Source organism: Ruegeria lacuscaerulensis, assembly GCF_013034685.1.
Lineage (GTDB): Bacteria > Pseudomonadota > Alphaproteobacteria > Rhodobacterales > Rhodobacteraceae > Ruegeria > Ruegeria lacuscaerulensis_B.
The window spans coordinates 340,968-357,590 of sequence record NZ_WQGO01000006.1; the positions used below are offsets into that span (position 1 = coordinate 340,968).

Below are 16,623 nucleotides of genomic sequence, written 5' to 3' on the forward strand. Positions count from 1 at the left end.
AGCTTTCGTGGTCAAGGAGTTTGGTCATCAAAGAGACCACGTTTTGCTTCAGGATGAACAAGGGACATACAAAGAAATTACCAATGAAGAATTCAGGACGCTTTATTCTCTCGGTGTGGTAAGCAGCCCGCATCTTCATGGTACGACTTCCAAAAGACTGGGTACACCAGAGGAAAACAACGAAACGTGCTTTCGAGAACTGATCCTTGTCAGAGTAATTGAACTACAAAGACAAGGATACTCGTGGGCTAAGATTAGAGACAAATTGGCAGATGAGTTCGCTGCGCATCCGCTTCATGTACATCGGAAGAAACCTTTTCCGACTGTAAGGACCATTCAGAATTGGCGCACGCAGTACCTACTTTCAGGAAAAGCAGGTCTACGATCCAAGACACGTAATTCCGGCAATCGTACTCCGAGGTATAACGCGGAGTTCCGGGAGGTCGTTTTGGATCTTTTGGAAGAACATTTTCTTAACAACGACCTAAAAACTATCACTTGGATTGCCCGGCAAGCCAAGCGGCTGTACCGAAGGCAATGCGAATCCGAAGGCAAGGTGCCCGGTCCCTGCGGAAGAAAGTGTGTTGAAGCAATTGTTTACAGCCTGCCACATGCCGGACTTTTAAAACGGCGACTGGGGGACGAAGAGGCAAACAGGCGCTATCTAATGGCGCTGGAGTACCAAAGAGTATCCACCCCGCTCGAAAGGGTAGAATTGGATTGCACCACGCTCGATGTTTGGTGCGTCGATGATGACGGAACCCCAATTGGCCGCCCCCACATTTGCGTAGCAATCGACTGCGCAACCGGTGTTATTCTTGGGATGCAACTCAGTTGGAGCCGTCCCGACACTGCATTGGTTTCTCGAACTGTAAAGGAAATCTTGGAGCCCAAAACACCAGCATTTTTCATGATGCACGGTGTCGAGAACGATTTTCAGACATTCGGGACGCCTCAGCTGTTGATTACAGACCAGGGCACCGAAAACAGCGGTGACGTCTTCCATACGATCATCGATTGTTCGAGCCTGGAATGGCGCAAGATGATCCCAGGTCGACCGGATAAAAAACCGTTCATCGAACGTTTCTTCTTGGAGCTGAGCCGGTTTGTCACTCAATTCCCTGGTGCTTCGCAAACGTCCCTCATCGGCCCGAGAGATCGGACGGACAAGGCACAAAAAGAGGCCCGCCTAACTTTGCAAGAGATTGAAACGCGACTGCAAAAATGGCGCTACGATGTGTACTTACGCATGCCCAGGCGACGCGTACAACACGTGCTCCGAAGACTGGAATCTCCGATGCAATCTTGGCGTAGGACTTCCAAAGACTGTTTTGTACCAATGCCCCCAGATCCCCACGAACTCAGAGAGATGTTTATGGTTCAGGCTGCGACGAGAACTGTGCAACGGTACGGTATCTCCTACGGAGGAGTGACATACCATAGCGCTGAACTCGCCAACTACTTGAAAATGGTCGGTGTACCCACGACAGTCGATATCCGCGTTGACCCGAATGACATTCGAGAAATTGCGGTTTTGGATCGCCTGAATAATGAGCATTTCTTCGTACCCGCAAAGTATGAAGAGTGCCCGGCTCTATCCTTCGATGAGTTGGCGAGGCTGCGAAAGCAAACCTTCACCCCGGAAGACGAAGAGCTTCAAGAAAAGGCGCTGATCGCTGCGATGGCTCTGCACCTCTACGAAGAAGAACCAAAGGCAAGGACAAAGACCGCAAAGTCTCGGGAGAAGGCCGCCAAAGAGGAGCGAAGACAGGAAATCTTCGCCCAATCCAAGAAAGTCATGGATAAGCACGGTCATTCAGAGCCCGCGTACAGGGTGGAAAAACCTGAGTTTGATCTGCCCAACAAACTGCCAAGTTTTGTCTCTAAAGGAGGGTGCCCGCAATGACAGAGCGAGTGTTTGAAGTTCTGAACCAGACAATTGAACATCCGAGCTATTTGGTTGCCAAAGACAAATTGGTTGAAGCCGTCTCCATCTCTCGCAAGTTAAACGGCGCCGCAGTTTTCTTGTCCGGACCTACACGCTGCGGAAAGACGCAACTCTTGAATGACGTTCAAGTTGAACTCGGCAAGCGACCAGATCTCAGTAGCGACCTGCTTGAGTATTCTGGTTTGAGCGGAGCAAGTGATTTTGTCATCGGAAGTATTCCGACCAAACCAAACAGCAAGACACTGCTTACAGCGATGCTGGAAGCCGTTGGGGTCAAAGCCGGACCAACCCAAAGCGCGCATGATTTACAGGCCCGTCTGTGCTTCGCTGTGCGTGAAAAAGGTATTCGCACAATCGCGTTGGATGAATGTAGCCATTGCGCCGAACGAGGTGCTCATCTGTCAAAACGTGGCGCAACCGACCATTTCAAATGGCTAATCGATCAAACAGGGGTCACGTTGATCCTCGCCGGTTTGCCTAAGTTTCAGGGGCTCATTGATGAAAACGAGCAATTGAGGGACAGAACGCTGTCGACTATCGAGCTGTTTCCGTATGCTTGGTCGAGTGGCGCCGATGCTACAAGCTTTGCCGCAGCGTTCTCTGAAGCTCTATGCAACATGCAAGCCGCCGGTGGCCAGTTTGACTTTGATTTCGAAGAACTGGTGGTCAGATTGTACGGCGTAACTGGAGGTCGCGTTGGAATGCTTGTGCGCATCCTCCAAGTGGCCGCGCTCAAGATGAAGTCGACGACGCTGACATCCAAGATTATCTCGGACAGCGCAATTCAGTTGACGCAAAAGAGCCTAAACGCTGGTTACTTTTTTGGGGAGGAAGCACCTCAGAAAATCGACCTTGTTCGATCCTACATCCATGTCATGCAGGACGCTGGCTTGGATGTGACCCCAGAGTCACTCATTGACCTTGAAGCGTTAGAGGCCGCATGACATCGAGACGCTCTGACTTTCTGAGACCAAAAAATTCAGAAAGCCTGTTGGGCTATATTAGGCGTTTAGGGCGAGCAAAAGCACACTACTTCACGTCGGATTTTTTGGCAGAACTTGGCAATCGATACGGGCGTCAATTGGTTGATGATATCGCCGCAATTGAAGAGGAGTTGAGGGTCCCGCCCGGGACACTTGAACGTCTCGCACCTAGCTCGCCACCGAAAGATCCTAGTAGAGACTGGCAATACGAACGTCTTCACTCTGACCCAGTTTGCCCACAATGCCTCGCGGAAAAGAAACCATATCAAGCGCTATGGCGGCACTCCCTGGTAACTGCATGTCATGAACATCGATTGAGGCTGGTTGACGTTTGTCCAAATTGTTCGGAGAGATTGACACCACAGGTGGGTGGCTATCGATTGTGCAGTTGTGGATTTCCTCTTGATAACCTGCCACGCTATCAAGCTTCAGAGCACGAGTGCGATGTAGCATCCGCAATCTCAGGCACCGGTCCATTGATCCCACATGCCGAAACCAGAACCAGACCCCCGAGCAACATCGGTAAATTCGTTCATTTCCTAGCCTCTGGGTTTCAAGCTAGCCGTACGGGTAAGTTCGGAAAAACGAAAATTCCGAAGACCGTTGAAGACGCGGTTCGACTAATGGCGCCGGTCGAATCCCTTTTGGCAAACTGGCCGCATGGTTTCGAAAATTATGTGAAAAAGCTGCTGCATGAAGGTGATCCCGATGCAACTTCTGCTCCTGAGCGGCTGGGCAACTGGTATCAGCGCCTAATGCGGTTTCGAGAACCGGAATACGATGTGTTTAAGGACGCAGTGGCACGTGTGATCGAGAGAGAATTCAGTGGCTTCCATCCGGGTCATTTGGCGACTACTTCATCGAGAGAGTGGTTGCCCGCAACGGAAGCGGCGCGACAACTCGGAATTTCTGCACAGCGTCTCGTTGCGGCAGTCCAGAAAAAAGAGATCGCTGGTAAGATCAGTCAACGCGGATTTGGACATAATCAAACAGTCGTTCCCAGGTTCGAAGTTCTCAACATTGCAGTAGATCGTCGGCGCTTCTGGAGCGCGGCAGAAACATGTGACTATCTGGGAGTTGGACGTACACAATTCCAATTTCTCAAAGAACTTGGTGTGGTCGGCGAAGTCCCAGTTTCAGATCGGCCACCGCTCGTGGATGGCCGGTTCCACTCGAATTCGGTAGAGGAACTTGTCTTTAAGATTAGAGCATCGGCCACTGAATTGACGGGAGAGGCAGTTTTGTTCAAAGAGCTTACGCTTAATCGAACAACTGACAAGACGGCGCTGAAGAAGCTCATTCGTCTCATTTGTGAAGGTTCTATCGCTGCTGAATTGGAAGATCAGGATGTCCTACTCGGTGATTTCAGGTTCCAGAAATCGGACGTCGAAAAGGTTCTGCGATCTGAGCGGCACTCGTTGGACTGGACTGCAAATGATGTCGCGAAGTTAACGGGTTGGAAGGCTCAGGCGGTGACACATTGGTGCAAGCTGGGCCTGCTCGGATCTCGCAAAGTTCCGCACGGCCCAAGCGAGTCTTTCTTGGTCAGACCACAGCAGCTTGTGATCTTTCAAAGCGAGTACATGCCCGTCGCGACACTGGCGAGGTCAAGAGGTACAACATCCCGAAAGCTACTGTCCGATTTTGAGAGCAAAGGGATTGAGACACATGGCGCGCAAATTGAAGGCAAGACGACGCGAGGGCACCTAGTAAAACTAAGTGACCTGGCTTCGCTGCTGTCTGAGGCCGCCTAGTGCTCGCCTGCACCATCCGAAAAGAACACCACTGAAATGCGCTGTCCAATTGCAGGTTCAACCATGCTCATAGTAGAGACTGGTGGTACATAGTTCCGCAGAGCAGTGCTGGGGAAATGCTTATCCGTGGCGCTTTGGTTCCTAGCAGGAGAGGCGCTTAGAAGAAGCACGCACTACTACGACGACAGTCGCCATAGACTTCTTATGTCAAATATTGGTTAAGGGCGGCAGGTACGCTGTACTAGCGGTCTGGGTCTGTATCGAGTTTGCCCCAGAGATCATCAACCATATCTGAGAAGCCATCATTCGAGGCCTCCTTGGGCAGTAGACCAGCTCTTCGCCGGCGTTCGACCTCGGCCATTAGTTCTTCCTCTGTGGCTGTCTCAACCACATCACATCGAAGAGCTTCAATCTCGTCCGCTGTCCACGACTCAAATTTGTCAGCGTAGAAGCCTAGGGAATACGGCTCGTCATCAGAAATCTGCTTGATCACAGCATTCCAATCTTCGCTTTGGTTCGTTTCCTTTTCGACCCTCTCATCTAGTTCGCGGATTGACTTGCGGATCATCGGCAGCAGTTCTGCCTCAACGCTTTCTTCGCCCGCGCCGGTCCCCGCAAGCCAAAGGTCTGCGATCTTGCGGACGAGCCTCCAGACCGTCTGATTTCGAGGGTGGCCTTTAATCCGGCCGCCAAGGCCTTTTTCCTGAATGCCCAGCTGTTCAGCGGCCCGTTCGCTCATTCGAATATTGTAATCAGACACGTCCGAGAGCTCTGAATCGTTCTCAGATACAGCTCGAGCGACTTCTTGATCACCGACGTAAACAACCACCTTCAACATCCCGCTAGCCCTTCCTTCGCAGGTTCATCACCCGGTCCAGGTGGCTGTAGTCCAGATCTCGCATGATCTTCTTCACTCGCTCTGGATCGACTTCGCGATCTTTTCCAGCAGTGTGGACGATGTGTCTGACGTAGATCGTCAAAGCGACAATGATCACGGCGGATAAGATCAAGCTGAAATGCTCGGCCCCCATCACCAAGTCTTCTTCCTTGGGTCTTCGATCCCGAGGTCGTCGAACACGTTGCCGCTACCATCAGTGATCTCGACATCATGGTCTTCAATCACTAGATCCCAGGTGTTCTCTTTGACCCATTCATCCCGCCATTTGGGCGCATCGGCCGGACGCTGTGCAAAATCGGCGATTTGCTCGAGAATCATTTTGCGCAATGCAAGCCAGACCTCCGGACCCTCTCTGCGACGAGCTTGCAACTCTGGGATCAAGGCATCCAGAGGAACATCCTGTAACGGGCGCCCGAAGATCTCTTCTTCTGAAAAATCATCTGTCATCACTCAACATCCTCGACACTGATCGTCAAGACTAAGATCTTGTTTGGTTTTACAGTGACTTCTTTTACTTCAATCGCTCGAAGTTGGCCGTTCACCAAAGTCTCGTAGATTACGAAAATTGGGATTTCCTCTTTTGAAGTCTCGTCACTCATCTGGCTTACCCTTCGGATCAGGCACCTTTCGCGACCGGATCTCATCCGAGGTAATCGGCTTGGTAAGTTTTGCTCGACCGGCCGCAATTTCAGCCTCCCGAAGCCTAAGCAAACGCAAGGTTTGTTCATCCAGCTCAACGTCGTCGTCATCACCCATCAGACTTCTCCCGAGTACAGTAACAGTGAGAACAGAGCACTTGAGACCTGTCGGCTGTCCGAACGATGTCACCAACGTGGCCACACTCTTCACACGTCACACCGCATCGAAATTCCATCCAGTCAGCGTACTCCTGAATGAGATCGTTGTATCGACTGAAACCGATGGAAATCTGGCCATCCTGGCCTTTCTTAATATCCGAGATCTGAATAGTTCCAGGGTCCAGTGCCCTGAAATCCTGACTGAAGGAAAGCTTGTGGAGTGCTTGCGAAATCATGACGAGCCAGCCCTTTCCGACAGCAGGAACAAGAGATGCGCAATCCGGAGAAACGAGGTCTGGACAGTTTTCCACAATGTCCAGCCTCAGGCTGTCGGGCCAGGATTCTTCGGCGCCCTCAAATCGCCGCCGCAGAGCATCATTGTAGCACCAGCTGCAAAGCGTCGTCACAAACCCAAGGATGCTCTGGCGTTGTGCAGAATTAGAACAACCTTCACAGGTTTGCTCAATCTGATCGACACGCCATTGAATCTCTTCACTCGTAGCCTGGTTGCAGCCCTGGCCCTCATAGACGCGCAAGCCTCCCCATTTCTGTTTGATCTGAACGATGGGCGGGTATTCACCACCAAACAGGTCGGGCTGCTCGTCGATCAACCTTTTCACTTTCTCAAGTGCAAGCGTAAGCTGCTCCGCCCACCCGGCACGATACTCACCAAGCTGCTTGAAGACGCTTCCATGAATATCATTCCAGTCGACAACACTGCTCATCACTGACCTCCAGGCCCGCGCCTCTTTGAGATCGTGTGAAACCTCCGCCATAGCAGTCATCATACGGTCGACCACTTCGAGGTCATTACACTCGACATGCAAACCCTCGGTCGACCATGTGACGTCAGAGACGTGCGGAGCTGGGTAGTTGTGCGCCATCACCAAACGCATCTCTTCGGCGTACCAGGCGTCAAATGAGCGGAGATCATCTGGCGCTCCATGGTCCTCGATCACACCTCGGACCTTTCCCCGGAATTCCTTCCAGCTCTTTTCGACATCATCCATCAGTCACATTCTCCAGAACTTGGTCTTGTTGAGATGGAAGACCCCTCTCGAGATCTGGCAAAGGGCAATCAGCGGGACATGACCGGTGGCCAGTGAGCCCGTATTCATGAGCTTCCGGGCGTAGTTCTCATCATCGTAGTCTTCCATAATCTTATTGAAGGTCACTTGTTGTTCGGCGGTCATCACCATTCCTTCTTCACGCACGCAGGGCACCGATTACGGTCATCCGTTCGGTCGATCTGACCGAAATAGCCACAAACTGAGCAGGTCATTCGATCTCGAGTAGGCTTTTTTCGAACGCCAAAAAGCCTCTTCCTTTTCGGGTGGCGCTTGCTCGCGACATCATGCGCGCACCAGCAACAAAGTGTCTTGTACCAGCCGTCCAGAAGTTGGGTCTCGGCACTATTCCCGCATCGTTCACAGCTGTGATTTGCACGCGCAATCGTCGCAGCGATCATCGACTGAATTTGTCGATCATCACACCGGTGGTAGATGCGGAGCTCGCCGATTTTCTCTTTGATCTGAAGGACAAAGGGGTAGGTGGCACCCTTCAGATCGCAGTATTCCTTAACCTCTGTGAAGAGCACCGTGACCAAGCCGGACCAGCCTTCGGGTGTGCTTCCGAGGTTCTCCTCGACCGATTGCTTGATGTCGTTGAAATCAATTGCGTTCGTGACGTCGCCCGCCATGTCGGACACCTCCTGAGGATGGTAGGAGGCGTCGGAATCGAACCGACTCGTGCACTCTAATCTGGAGCAATTACAAGGATATAAGCCTCGCCCGCATACCAATGCTGCCTCCCACGGATTTCGCGTGGGTTATCGACCTCAGGCCGATATTCGATGGCAGTGGATGCGTGTGTACGTCATGACCGCAAGCTGAACCAGTTCGCATAGCCATGTCAAGACGGCGCTTGCTGCACTTCGAAATTCACCGCGTAGTTCTGGGAACCTTCTAGCTTAGCGTGTGCCAAAAAGAATGAAGCATCCTATTTTGCGGGTCAGTACAGCGTCGAGTAGCTCTCAGACAGCGAAACGATTCGATGCCCTGTGACCTGGACTCGAACTCAGATACTCCGTCGATAGGTCGCTCTGAGCCGACGTGCGTCTTTTGATCTGCGTCTTATGCGCTCCGTTCTGGCGAAATACAAAAGTCTTGATCTGACCAAACCTCAGCGGCAGCATTGACCTGCATCTTTCGAAAAATGGAGATACCGGTTGCAAAACCTTGCAAGTTTCAATCCATTTAGCGTCTCGAGTCATTTGTGATGATACGTTCCTCACCTGAACTGCTGGCAGTTTCGAGGCGTTGGTATGAAATACTCAGAACCAAAAAGAATACTGACGAGTTGCAGGATTTTCTGTCGAAGGTAGATGAACTACGGTTTGTTGGGACAGGCGAAGGAGAGTTTTGGAGTGGGCAAGCAGTTCGCGATGGGGTTAGCGGCTTTTTCGCGGAGATCCCTGCTCCCGTCGTTTTCGAAGAAGTTGAAGCTGAGGCCTTCGAAAACGGAGACACGGGATGGTCATCCTTCGTCCATAAGATTCAGTTTGTCGGCTTTGATGAAGCCGTATTTTACCGCACCGTCCTGATTTTTGTCCTGGAGGGAGCGGCTTGGAAGATCATCAATCGCCACGCTTCAGTGCCCACTCCAAATATTGAACTCGTGGGTAAGGAACAGCTAGCCATCCAAAAATTGGTTGATGCTGCGCGTGAAGATGGACCCGAGCTGGTCCAAACCGAAGGTTTGGCTTCGGTACTTTTCACTGATGTAGAAGGCAGTACAACGTTGGCGGAGGCGTTGGGCGATCAGCGTTGGTCGGTGCTGATCGAAAACCACTTCCAAGTCTTGGCGGCGATCATTGAAAAGCATCATGGCCAGTTCGTGAAATCCCTCGGAGACGGAACGTTGTCCGTCTTTCCGTCCGCGAAAGAAGCACTGACGGCCGCTATCAAGATTCAGAAGGCCATTGCATCGGTATCCGCGGAGCCATCTTTCGATGTTCGGATTGGAATTCACACTGGTGATGTCGTGCAATCTCGTGGAGATTTTTTCGGTACGGTGGTCAACAAAGCATCACGCATAACGACCGTTGGTGCGGCAGGCGAGATACTCGTTTCAGATGCGACTCGCGCTATGGTCGGAGGACGAACCGATTTCTCTTTTTCTGAAATAGAACCCAGACTCCTGAAAGGTCTACGCGGTCACCACGTTTTGTATCGGCTGGATTGGCAAGACTAAGTCTTGGGGGCGCCGTAACTCCGGCAAATCGCCTAGTCTCGTAGGGGAGCAGCACCGCCAGTTGTTTTGAGGTTCGCGCCACAGCTCACATCGCCAGCAATTCCTGATGAATTGCGACCATTGCCCAAGTGTCGCGCGTGCAATACGCCACAAGATCCGAATAGACCTTCTCGCGCGCTGGATCATCCGGTTCGGTCAGTGTTACGTCCTTCCAAAGGCGAGACGCGCTCGCCCCCTCTTTGATGTCCAGATCATCGTATGAAAGTTCTGGCAAAAACGCTGGAAGAACGGCCTTGATAGAGGCGCTTCCTTTGAACGCAGGATCGTTGATCACTTCATCCGCAAACGGCTTCATCAGATCTACAACGCGTGCATTTAGGCCTTCCAGGAACTCTGCATGCTCTGGATAAGTTTCCGCCATTTCCGTATTGCGCGATTTCTCGAACGGCGCATACCAAACCACTAAAGAGCCAACGTCTCCTATGTCCTCACGAAGCCTTTTCAGCAAGGCTGGCATCGGGTTACTGGCGTCTCGGTGGAGATACTCCCTGTGCTCAATTTCTCCGCCAGGCTCATGCTGGACATGCAAGGAATACTGGAAAGCCACTTGCTGATAGGGACGCGTTCCGTCCCAGGGTGGCAGCAAACTCTGAGACGTCTCGTAGTCAAAATAATAAACCGGATAGACAATCTCGCTCAGAAACCTGCTCAACTCCTGATGATCGATTGTGCGCCCACCATTCGCCGTGGCTCTCAAGTAGCGTTGCGTCGACTTGCCCAACACAAATGGATCGCTGATCTCGTCAATCTTTGTGATCCCATTTGCGATGAGTTCGGAGGCTTTTTCCGAATTCATGAACGGAAGGCGGTGGATACTGTCCTGCGCGAGAGGTGGGTCGAGTTTTTCGCGAATTTCCAGCCATTCACCGTAGGATTTAAGGCGCGCACGTTCGGGGGACGGGTCAGGCATCGTACCGCTGGCAACGACGCTCAATGCCTGATCGATACGCGTGCGTGTTTTTTCGAGCTGCTCAGTCACCGCATCCGTGATGTCAGTGATGCTGACAAGCTCTTGCGGATTGATTTCGCCGTTTCTGACGTAATCACGGTTCACATGTGCCACTTCGCAGCGCGCAATGGGGAACCCCGCTGCCTCAAGCACGACACGCTGGAATGCGAGATCAAAAGTGTGTTCGGGCTTTGCAGAAGTCCCGCTCTTGATCTCTGTCAGAACGTACCCATCGCCGCTGCGGCTCACGATGTCGGAGATGCAAGTTATGGTTCCATCTTCATAGCGTCCCTGAGCCACGGCGTTCGCACCATCTCTCCAAGCATCCAGAGTGCGTGCAGGCAGAGCTTGGTATTCAGAAAAATCTGAAAAACCGAGGCGAACGAGATCACCAAAAAGCTCCTCTGCATAAGGCTCAAACGCGTGCCCCTCGTCAAAGCGTGCTTGCAATGAGGGGTCAATTGGCGGCAACAGATGCCTGGCGTGTTTTTTGATCCATAGCCAGGCAGGGTGCCTGAGAAACATCATGTAATCTGATTTGGATAGCATCGTGTAATTTGCTTCCCAGAATTGATGGAACCAGTGGAAGACCATCATGGTCAGCTATTGAGAGCAACTTTTCTTTGGTGCAGTCGGCGTCACCAATCTATCAAAGCCTCATGTAAATCGTACCGATAGCTCGGTGTCCATCACGCCACTAAAACCAGCTGACCATTCTTCACCCGGAGACACTGGCCATGCGTCTGTCAAAGTACCGGTTGTAACCAGCTCGCCTCCCTGAAGCTGGTCGGCTTCGGAGAGCAGAGATACAAGATGAGCCAGGACTTCAATTGGGCCTCCAAGCGCGTTTTCACCTTTGCCGGACTCGATGGCCTCGGTGCCCTTGAACAATGCTAGTGGCACTTCGGCCAAGCCGATCAAAACATCATGCGTCGCCGCGATTTTGTCGCCAAGAACAAGGCAGCCGTGCAATCCTTGTGCTGCGATTGAATCTTCGACTGAGAATTTCCAGTCGGGATAAATCGATTGCACGATTTCAAACCCTGGAGCGACCCACTCCACGCAACCTGCCAACTGTTCATTGTTCATTTCAGCCGTCGGCGCATCGCCGAGGCCAAGTACGATTTCTGGCTCGATTCTCGGTTCTGAATACCTTGCCAAGTTTACCGGCTGATCAGTCGAAAACAGCCCATCTGAGTGAACCTCTCCCCAAATGGGTTGATCCACACCATAAACAGGCCAAATCGTGCGGTTCGTGAAGCCGACTTTTCTGCCAACTCTTTCTTTGCCCAAAATCTCGCGGACACGACTAGCAATCGAATATGCGTCATCCAGCGATAACTGTCCTGCCTCTGAAGACAGTTTAGGTATCTGCCGGGCAGAGGTCAGGGCATCAGCGATTGTCTTAGCGTTAGCTTCAATATCTCTTGTCATATTCGCATTATACGCGCCTACGGCTGGATTGCGATGCAATCAAGGTATTGAAGAACTAGGCTCCTCAATTCACAGGTATGAAAAACGATGCTAACTATTGGCCCATTCCGTTGGAGACCTGACATGACCAAACTTCGCCTTTTTGGTATCGTCATCCTTTTCCTTGCAGCACTAAGTGGGCTTTCAGAGCACCTGTTTTATGGCGGTGTCGACCCAAACGGCGTTCTGCAAGAAAGCTTCTTTTTGCCGCTGACTTTCATTCTCGCAGCAATTGGCGTCGTTGTGCTCGTAGTTTCGTTGTTCCAATCACCGCGTGACTGAGACGCGTCCGTCAGTTAGAACGCTGTTCCAAAACGCAAATCGGGTAATCTCCAGGATGGCGACCTCCGCCCAAGTCTAGGCAGGCCTCCTCATATTGGTAACGTTCGACCGCACGTCCCGCTAGGAACATGCATAACCCGACCGTCAATACGGTGAGCGCCAACAGTATCTTCGTACTCCGTGTCATTGCTCAGTTTATTGTTTCATTCTCTTGGTGTCAGTCAACCAGCTTTCAGATCTTGTCGAAAATTGGCAAATTCTGAAACTCAAACTTCAAATTGGTTTCGTCGAGTTTCTGAATAAGGGACGCTCCCTCGATCAGATCAATCTCGGTCCAGAAGTTTTGGCCTACTAGCTTGAGAAGGTGCGTATCGGCGGAGCGGTGAGCATCTGCATTGATCTTAGCTATCGACTCCTAAATCCAATGATCCATGCCTATACTCAATGGCGCTGTTCAGCGCCCATCAAGCTAGGGAAAATCGTTTCAAGGCTTGACCTTTTGCGATTGCTTTTACGCAAAGGTGGGTATGGTCGGAATGTAAAACCCGGCTTGTCTTGCCTCGCAGTAAATGCACGAGCAGGTCTGCATTGCGCAGACCTTCCCGTGTTGTGAGCTTGCTCATATGCCACAACAAAAAATCCAAAAAGATAAACTTTGTTTTTCAAGTCCTAAGTTGAGGTAGCTTCGCTTGTACCGCGAGAGGAGAAAGTTAGTGACAAACAATAGGCCGTTCCCACTAAGTCGAATTGCTCAGCGCATCACTCTGGCGAGTTCCACATTCGTAGCTTTCGCTTTTGTAATGTCACCAACCAGTGCACAGGCCCAAAGTTCGCAATCTTGCGTTGAAGTTGGTGCTCCCCGTCAAGAATATACTGCTGGAACAGAGACCATTCTTAGCGGGCAGACGATATCTTCTACTGTGAAAACCTGCCTGCCAATTCCAAACGGGCCCATCACGGCGCTTCTGATTGGTAATTCCACCATAACGCCTTCTGGGGAAATTGAGCTGTATGTCCCGGGGCAGAGTCAAAATCCAGACAGAGCATCGGTACTGACTTTGTTGAACGTCGATGTCGCGGCTGGGAGCGGCGACTTTGTTTCACGGGAGGCCCTGACGACGCAAATCAATGGCAAACTACGAGTCAATATTGTGGGGACTTCGATAGGATCAGGACGGTCCATGACATTTGCGCCCGCAAATGGGAGTGATGTTGACCCAACCGAGGTATTTTTCCAATCAGACACGCCGTTAACTTACGATAACTTGACAGTAACAAACGCGACGGAAATCGCGTTTGGTGTGATCAACATTCAGACAAGAAGCGCTCAAGCGTCTGATTTTACACTGACCAACAGTTCAATGTCGGCCACCAGCGATATTGTGATCGGTGCTGGCACAACGCTTCGGCTTGACGCATCCAGCAGCTTGACGACGCCCGGTTTTAACAACTTTGGCACGTTGGCCGGTAATGGCACCGTGAACGCATTCAATTTCAACGTGAGAAATGGCGCTGTTCTTTCACCGGGCTCCTCGATTGGGACGTTGAATATTAATAGTGCAATTTCCTTCGATGCAGGGTCGACGATTTTGTCGGAAGTCGACCCCGCAGCGGTACAAAATGCGGATCTGGTTTCCTCAACAGACGCAGTCACTGGTATCAACAACGCCACCATACAAGTCGAAGCTGCTCGGCCCGGCCTGACAGCGCAGGACTATGCAGCCGGCAACAACTACACGGTATTTCAAGCCTCAAGTTTTGATGGGAACTCACCCACGCTCGTTGCAGGAGGATCTCTTCCAGCGTTGTCCAATCTGACGATAGCCAACACGCCGACCACTGATGGTCAGATTGATATCGCATTCACTGCTCAACCGGTCACAAGCTTGCCCCAGAACCCAGCAGTTACCAATTCGCCAAATGCCAGCAATCTCGCTGGCGCGGTGGCCAACACCACAAACATGTCACCTGGAACCGGTCTGACCAATGGCTCAACCTTGGGCAATGCCGTAAACACGCTTACCAATTCAGGCCTGGCTGGGTTTAACCGTGTGCACGCCGAACCCTATTCCTCGAACCTGACCGTTGGGCTGGAGCAATTAGACCTGATAACCAACACAGTGCTGAGTCACGCTGACTGCCGCAAGTATCAAGCGGTCGGCTTCAGCAATGACGATCAACCCGTTGCATCTGGCGACATCGACTCGGCCCAAAGACCGAGCGGCGCAATCGACTGCTCTGACCGGCGCTGGTGGATCGACACAGCCTATGTGAGCGGGGACGTTGATGGAAGTAACGGCCTTGGGACATTCGACTATTCGCTGGGCACCATTTTGGTCGGAGCGGATGTCGCAAGTACCAATAGAGGTGTGGTCGGCGTTTACGCAGGCTTCGGGACATCCTCCATGGATGAACACGATCAAGTCGATCAGGACTTTTCGACCGACAGCTATCACGTGGGCGTCTATGGGCGCACAACAACCGGAACATGGGAGTTCTCTGGGCTGATCGGTTACATGTTCGGTGAAACCGACGCCAAGCGGCGAAACCCTTCTGTTGATGGCTTTACAGGAGGCGAAGCAAAGTCAGATTTGGACCAAGAGGGAATCCACGCCGGGATCCAGGCACGGAAGCTGTTTAGCCTGGACAGCGGTGCTAGGGTTTCTACGGTTTTTGGATTGAACTACGGGCGCATCCAACAAGGCTCAGGCACAGAAACCGGCGGCGGCGATTTCAACTACTCTATTGAAAAAGCGAACGCAGAGTCTCTGGTCGCTTCCATTGGAGTTGACTACCAACGGGACGTCTTGACAGCGAATGGTTTGCTAACCCCAATCGCCTTTGCCCGGTATGAATATGACTTCTTTGCCAACAAGGACAATGAGCACGAAATCACTGTAACAAGCCCGATATTTGGCACGTTCACGCAAGTCGGTCAAAACCGAGGAGCAAACGGCTTCGTTCTTGGTCTGGGGCTAGGGTATCAGATCTCTGATCTGGCCAGACTAACGGCAGGATATGGCTATTCAGTTCGCTCCAACGGCCAAGAACATGGCCTCGGTGCAAACTTAAGCGTTCGGTTCTGATTAGGGCGGACCAACGAAGAGGAGTGGTAAGCTAGCTGCAACAACTTGCGGAAGCTATCGTGGCGGTGTGAACTTCATTCTCTAGCGATCAAAATTTGGGGATATTAAAAACATAAAGCCGCGATTTCTTGGCATCGTCTGTCAGGATATAGAGAAGCCCTTTGGTCTCATCGAGAGCGATTCCTTCGGGATGTTTAACTTCCTTTTGTTCGCCATCTTCTGTGAACGTCAAACTGATAGACTTTACTGACTTGGATTTTGGATTGTAGACGAAGATCTGACGGCTTTTGTCACTCACAATCCAAAGAGAACGCGAGGACCGAGACCATGCCAGGCCACTCAAATCCAGTTCATCATCATCTACACGCTCGGAGATAAAACCTGCATCGCGGGCTAAAGGAATGATCTCAATAATTTCGTCTAGCTCTGGCGATAACACCATTAACAACCTTGGTTGTCCCTCAATGCCAACGAACACCCGCCCGGATTTCGGGTCAACGGCGATGCCTTCGGGTCCTTTGTTCAAAGGGTTGCCGACGAGTAATGCAGCGGCGGTCGGGTAACCTTTAAGAGATGCGAGAGGTATTGTCGTCAGTTGAATGGGGTCAGTTGGGTGAACGACTAGGATTGATCGGTCAGTTTCTTGAAGCACCAAAACAGACCCATCCTTTCGAGGCGCAACACCCTCCAAATCTGATCCTGCCAATCCTGGCAACTTGAAAGAGTTTCCTAATACCCCGTCGACTCCGAGTAGGTGCAGTTTAGGTTCGGCATCACTTACAGACCACAAAAAGCCTTCAGCGTTAGACATTGCCAAGCCGGAAGGCTCTGAAAATCCCTCTGATTTGTCTGCCACCTTGAATTTATCGACCAGAACCAAACCAGCACTTTCGGCGTAGGCAAAATCGGTCCAAGGCAAGAAGGCTGCCGCAACCAAGCTGGCCGTAAAAGCGAGTCGTCTAAGTTTGCAGAAACACCGTGAAATTTCAGCTTTTGACGAAAACACTCTGTTTTCTGTCATTGGATTCTCTCGCGCTTGGACCACATCCCTGTATCAGCGTTCGTATCACAGTCCGGATACGATGTCCGAAGAATGCACTGTAATCTCTTTACCTGATCCCGCCTGTTGCGATTGAATTGA

General features: G+C 51.5%; 17 protein-coding genes, 1 tRNA gene and 1 pseudogene. 7 read left to right on the forward strand and 12 right to left on the reverse strand.

Translation table 11 applies throughout. The features are described from left to right. The first annotated feature begins 7 nt into the window (after positions 1-7). From GOV80_RS22675 to GOV80_RS22415, 4 genes and pseudogenes are all read left to right on the forward strand, one after another. On the forward strand, positions 8-1,906 hold the full coding sequence (locus GOV80_RS22675; RefSeq protein ID WP_170786490.1) for a Mu transposase C-terminal domain-containing protein: 1,899 nt from the start codon (positions 8-10) through the stop codon (positions 1,904-1,906). Further along, the gene (locus tag GOV80_RS16930) at positions 1,903-2,892 is read left to right on the forward strand and encodes a TniB family NTP-binding protein (RefSeq protein ID WP_170515825.1); all 990 of its coding nucleotides are present in this window, start codon (positions 1,903-1,905) and stop codon (positions 2,890-2,892) included. Before GOV80_RS22675 ends, GOV80_RS16930 begins: the two co-directional genes overlap by 4 nt. Then, positions 2,889-3,242, forward strand: a pseudogene (locus tag GOV80_RS22750) (TniQ family protein); the annotation flags it as partial. The gene GOV80_RS16930 and the pseudogene GOV80_RS22750, both read left to right, overlap by 4 nt. A 312-nt stretch (positions 3,243-3,554) precedes the next feature. Further along, the gene (locus tag GOV80_RS22415) at positions 3,555-4,685 is read left to right on the forward strand and encodes a hypothetical protein (RefSeq protein WP_237215890.1); all 1,131 of its coding nucleotides are present in this window, start codon (positions 3,555-3,557) and stop codon (positions 4,683-4,685) included. A 241-nt stretch (positions 4,686-4,926) separates the two neighbouring features. On the opposite strand, the gene GOV80_RS16940 is transcribed toward GOV80_RS22415, so the two are convergent. The 9 genes from GOV80_RS16940 to GOV80_RS16975 form a co-directional block, all read right to left on the reverse strand. Beyond that, positions 4,927-5,523 carry a hypothetical protein gene (locus GOV80_RS16940; protein WP_170786494.1) on the reverse strand — a complete coding sequence of 199 codons (597 nt, stop codon included), beginning with the start codon at positions 5,521-5,523 and terminating at the stop codon, positions 4,927-4,929. Positions 5,524-5,527: 4 nt separating this feature from the next. Next, a complete protein-coding gene (locus GOV80_RS16945; protein ID WP_170782370.1) occupies positions 5,528-5,695 on the reverse strand; it encodes a hypothetical protein in 168 nt (55 codons plus the stop codon). Between the two features lie 20 nt (positions 5,696-5,715). Next, positions 5,716-6,030, reverse strand: coding sequence for a hypothetical protein (locus tag GOV80_RS16950; RefSeq protein ID WP_170786497.1), 315 nt, complete (start codon positions 6,028-6,030; stop codon positions 5,716-5,718). Beyond that, positions 6,030-6,182, reverse strand: coding sequence for a hypothetical protein (locus GOV80_RS22260; protein ID WP_214648043.1), 153 nt, complete (start codon positions 6,180-6,182; stop codon positions 6,030-6,032). Before GOV80_RS22260 ends, GOV80_RS16950 begins: the two co-directional genes overlap by 1 nt. After that, complete coding sequence (locus tag GOV80_RS16955) at positions 6,175-6,339, reverse strand: hypothetical protein (RefSeq protein ID WP_170334772.1); 165 nt, start codon at positions 6,337-6,339, stop codon at positions 6,175-6,177. The genes GOV80_RS22260 and GOV80_RS16955 overlap by 8 nt, the downstream gene beginning before the upstream one ends. Continuing rightward, positions 6,332-7,390 (reverse strand): hypothetical protein, encoded by a 1,059-nt coding sequence (locus GOV80_RS16960; RefSeq protein WP_170786499.1) that lies wholly within the window; start codon positions 7,388-7,390, stop codon positions 6,332-6,334. Before GOV80_RS16960 ends, GOV80_RS16955 begins: the two co-directional genes overlap by 8 nt. 3 nt (positions 7,391-7,393) lie before the next feature. Next, positions 7,394-7,573, reverse strand: a complete 180-nt coding sequence (locus GOV80_RS16965; protein WP_170408637.1) for a hypothetical protein — start codon at positions 7,571-7,573, stop codon at positions 7,394-7,396. After that, positions 7,573-8,079, reverse strand: a complete 507-nt coding sequence (locus tag GOV80_RS16970; RefSeq protein ID WP_170585306.1) for a eukaryotic translation initiation factor 4 gamma — start codon at positions 8,077-8,079, stop codon at positions 7,573-7,575. Before GOV80_RS16970 ends, GOV80_RS16965 begins: the two co-directional genes overlap by 1 nt. A gap of 19 nt (positions 8,080-8,098) precedes the next feature. After that, positions 8,099-8,192, reverse strand: a tRNA-OTHER gene (locus tag GOV80_RS16975). A gap of 465 nt (positions 8,193-8,657) precedes the next feature. Between GOV80_RS16975 and GOV80_RS16980 the strand changes: the two genes are divergently transcribed. After that, positions 8,658-9,632, forward strand: coding sequence for an adenylate/guanylate cyclase domain-containing protein (locus tag GOV80_RS16980; RefSeq protein ID WP_170619611.1), 975 nt, complete (start codon positions 8,658-8,660; stop codon positions 9,630-9,632). A gap of 85 nt (positions 9,633-9,717) precedes the next feature. On the opposite strand, the gene GOV80_RS16985 is transcribed toward GOV80_RS16980, so the two are convergent. Further along, positions 9,718-11,238: a DUF2779 domain-containing protein gene (locus GOV80_RS16985; protein ID WP_170619612.1), complete on the reverse strand. Its 1,521-nt coding sequence runs from the start codon at positions 11,236-11,238 to the stop codon at positions 9,718-9,720. A 60-nt stretch (positions 11,239-11,298) separates the two neighbouring features. Continuing rightward, the gene (locus GOV80_RS16990; protein WP_170408633.1) at positions 11,299-12,075 is read right to left on the reverse strand and encodes a 2-keto-4-pentenoate hydratase; all 777 of its coding nucleotides are present in this window, start codon (positions 12,073-12,075) and stop codon (positions 11,299-11,301) included. Between the two features lie 123 nt (positions 12,076-12,198). Here GOV80_RS16990 and GOV80_RS16995 point away from each other — a divergent pair, with 123 nt between their 5' ends. Both GOV80_RS16995 and GOV80_RS17000 read left to right on the forward strand, forming a co-directional pair. Further along, positions 12,199-12,396, forward strand: a complete 198-nt coding sequence (locus GOV80_RS16995) for a DUF3955 domain-containing protein (protein WP_170408632.1) — start codon at positions 12,199-12,201, stop codon at positions 12,394-12,396. A 1,181-nt stretch (positions 12,397-13,577) separates the two neighbouring features. Then, a complete protein-coding gene (locus GOV80_RS17000; protein WP_170786502.1) occupies positions 13,578-15,482 on the forward strand; it encodes an autotransporter family protein in 1,905 nt (634 codons plus the stop codon). An 88-nt stretch (positions 15,483-15,570) separates the two neighbouring features. On the opposite strand, the gene GOV80_RS17005 is transcribed toward GOV80_RS17000, so the two are convergent. After that, positions 15,571-16,503, reverse strand: coding sequence for an SdiA-regulated domain-containing protein (locus GOV80_RS17005; protein ID WP_170682776.1), 933 nt, complete (start codon positions 16,501-16,503; stop codon positions 15,571-15,573). Positions 16,504-16,623 lie beyond the last annotated feature (120 nt).